The sequence below is a fragment of the Herminiimonas contaminans genome (genome assembly GCF_015645465.1).
Taxonomy (GTDB): domain Bacteria; phylum Pseudomonadota; class Gammaproteobacteria; order Burkholderiales; family Burkholderiaceae_D; genus Oxalicibacterium; species Oxalicibacterium contaminans.
On the sequence record NZ_JADOEL010000045.1, the window covers coordinates 1 to 2,163 of the forward strand.

Here is a 2,163-nt window from a genome sequence, read left to right on the forward strand (position 1 = left end):
GCTGGTCGGGCGCCACAAGAAATTGGAAATTGACGGACGAGGTGTGGCTCAACCCGGAACGGGCTACACCTGAAATATCGAAGTTAGCTGCTTGAAGTGACGCGACAACTTCGTTGACAACTACCGAGCATGCTTTCAGACAGGAGGTGTTGCTTACTTTGGCCATGACTACGATCGCGTGTGGTCTACCCGTGTCACCATTGGAACGTTTACTTTTGATTGGCGTGTTTGCACTCGTTTTAATACTAGAACTGCTTAACTCAGCAATAGAGGCTGTTGTGGACCAGTGTTTCACTGGCTCCTAATCCGTTATCAAAAAATGCCAAAGATTACGGGAGTGCAGCTGTACTAATTGCTCTTGTTCTTGCTGGAGCAACTTGGATAACGATTCTCTGGAAGATATGGAACAAGTAGATTTTAGATTTCAAGTATGGATGTCCGCTATCGGCCAATAGGGGACTGAGGTACGAATCATCGGACATCTTACGTCCTGTTTTAGGAATTGATTGCCTTGGTACGTTGCGGCTCCCGTAAATATGGGATGTCAAAATGAAAATAAGCAATGTACTGTCAGACCTCTACTTAAGGGGGGATAGATGCCTAACTATTACGTAAATAATCAAGCTCAATCTAACGGTGACCATGAAGTACATGTAGCCGGTTGCACATACATGCCCAGCTCAAAAACATCTTTGGGTGAGCATGCAACTTGCGCCACTGCGGTGACTAAAGCAAAACAGCATTTCCGTCAGTCAAATGGCTGTAAATTTTGCTCACGGTCCTGTCACACAAGTTGATATACGCACCAGATTGAATTGATTGAGATGAATAGCCTCTTCATGAGGCTTTTTTTTGAGCCGCACAAAACCATTGTCTAACTTGCAAATTTCGGCGTGAGCGCTGATGTCCGCTTTGGGGCGATAGCTGACATTCATACCCAGCGCCCTTGTCATCTAGAATGAGAATGGGTTGCAACTTTGCTTTGATAAATAGTGGCTACCTCCACGCGAATACTCATTTTATTCGCAACGGAAACGGGGATGCGGTTCAAAACAGCAGCCCAAAACTAATTAAGCGCGCAGTCTTGTAATCTCGTTGGCCTGCAGTGAGATGTGGTTTAAATTAACAACTATAATTGTACATATTAACAATAATTAAAAATTAATTGTCGATAATTGGCAGGTTGCGAATTTTCAATCTACAACCAAGATCTTATTAACAATAATAATTGTCTGTTTAAGGTCGTCTCTTTGATTAACTAATATTATAGGAATTATTTCCTAATAATAGGATAATTAAGGAATGGAATGGCCATCGACATCCGATCTTTATCTCCCGCATTTAGGTGCCAAAATTCGGCGCGGGCGTGGCATAGGGATGGGCGATGCTTATATTCCTTGGCTTAAAGTCCGTGATGTTCCATCACGCGGCACTTCCAGTATTGTTAGGGGCATCAATGTGGATCGCCCCTTTCACTTTCTCTCTAAGTTAGAAGTAACTTACTTCTATTTGCAGGAGCGAAAATCTAACGTCATAGATATCCGAGAGCAATTTCCAATATTGGATATTGCTCGCACCTTAGAACTTTGCAGTCAATTCGGTGTGACGCATAGCTATCGCGGCTCATATCCAGAGCCATTCACAATTGATTTTCTGATTACCGAAAAAACTGCCGAAGGTGTGCGGTACAAAGCTGCGAGCATTAAAACTCCAGAGGATGCGAATGATGCCCGCGTTGCACTTCGACTTGCCATTGAATACGAATGGTGCCGAGAGCAATCCATTCCGTGGGTGCTCATAGATACATCATTGCTCAACGATATCGTATTAGAGAATCTTCGTTTTTTGAGGTCATGGTTCCGGCATCGCTATATACCCTCAATTCAAAAGACCAGTACCTTCGCAATGTCGTTCATGAATAATTACTCTAGAAATGTGCCATTGGTTGAGCTATTAAAGAGGACCGCAAGCCAGCTTAGGTTGGAATTTTCTGTTGCAGGGGATGCATTTCGATATTGTGGATGGACAAATCAACTGTAAGCGTACGCCCAGTACCGTCTTGCGCTAAAGCTGAATTTCCATCAAGCGCCGATTGGCCTCATGCAGATCGAAGGCGGCTGGGTCGAAGCGGCCGCCGTGCCATTGCATCATATTGGCATGCTC

General features: G+C 44.2%; 4 protein-coding genes. 3 read left to right on the plus strand and 1 reads right to left on the minus strand.

Annotated elements, in window-relative coordinates:
* Nucleotides 1–164 precede the first annotated feature (164 nt).
* Nucleotides 165–305 (plus strand): diacylglycerol kinase, encoded by a 141-nt coding sequence (locus tag IXC47_RS19545; RefSeq protein WP_326838435.1) that lies wholly within the window; start codon nucleotides 165–167, stop codon nucleotides 303–305.
* Nucleotides 277–414 carry a diacylglycerol kinase gene (locus IXC47_RS19550; RefSeq protein ID WP_326838434.1) on the plus strand — a complete coding sequence of 46 codons (138 nt, stop codon included), beginning with the start codon at nucleotides 277–279 and terminating at the stop codon, nucleotides 412–414. The genes IXC47_RS19545 and IXC47_RS19550 overlap by 29 nt, the downstream gene beginning before the upstream one ends.
* Nucleotides 415–773: 359 nt before the next feature.
* Here the strand turns inward: IXC47_RS19550 and IXC47_RS19230 are convergent, their stop codons facing one another.
* The gene (locus tag IXC47_RS19230; RefSeq protein ID WP_195876763.1) at nucleotides 774–935 is read right to left on the minus strand and encodes a hypothetical protein; all 162 of its coding nucleotides are present in this window, start codon (nucleotides 933–935) and stop codon (nucleotides 774–776) included.
* 367 nt (nucleotides 936–1,302) lie between these two features.
* Between IXC47_RS19230 and IXC47_RS19235 the strand changes: the two genes are divergently transcribed.
* Nucleotides 1,303–2,040 (plus strand): TnsA endonuclease N-terminal domain-containing protein, encoded by a 738-nt coding sequence (locus tag IXC47_RS19235; RefSeq protein WP_195876764.1) that lies wholly within the window; start codon nucleotides 1,303–1,305, stop codon nucleotides 2,038–2,040.
* Nucleotides 2,041–2,163: the final 123 nt, after the last annotated feature.

Coding starts and splice junctions, on each gene's coding strand:
- IXC47_RS19230 (WP_195876763.1), bottom strand. CDS start 935: ATGAATGTCAGCTATCGCCCCAAAGCGGACATCAGCGCTCACGCCGAA.
- IXC47_RS19235 (WP_195876764.1), top strand. CDS start 1,303: ATGGAATGGCCATCGACATCCGATCTTTATCTCCCGCATTTAGGTGCC.
- IXC47_RS19545 (WP_326838435.1), top strand. CDS start 165: ATGACTACGATCGCGTGTGGTCTACCCGTGTCACCATTGGAACGTTTA.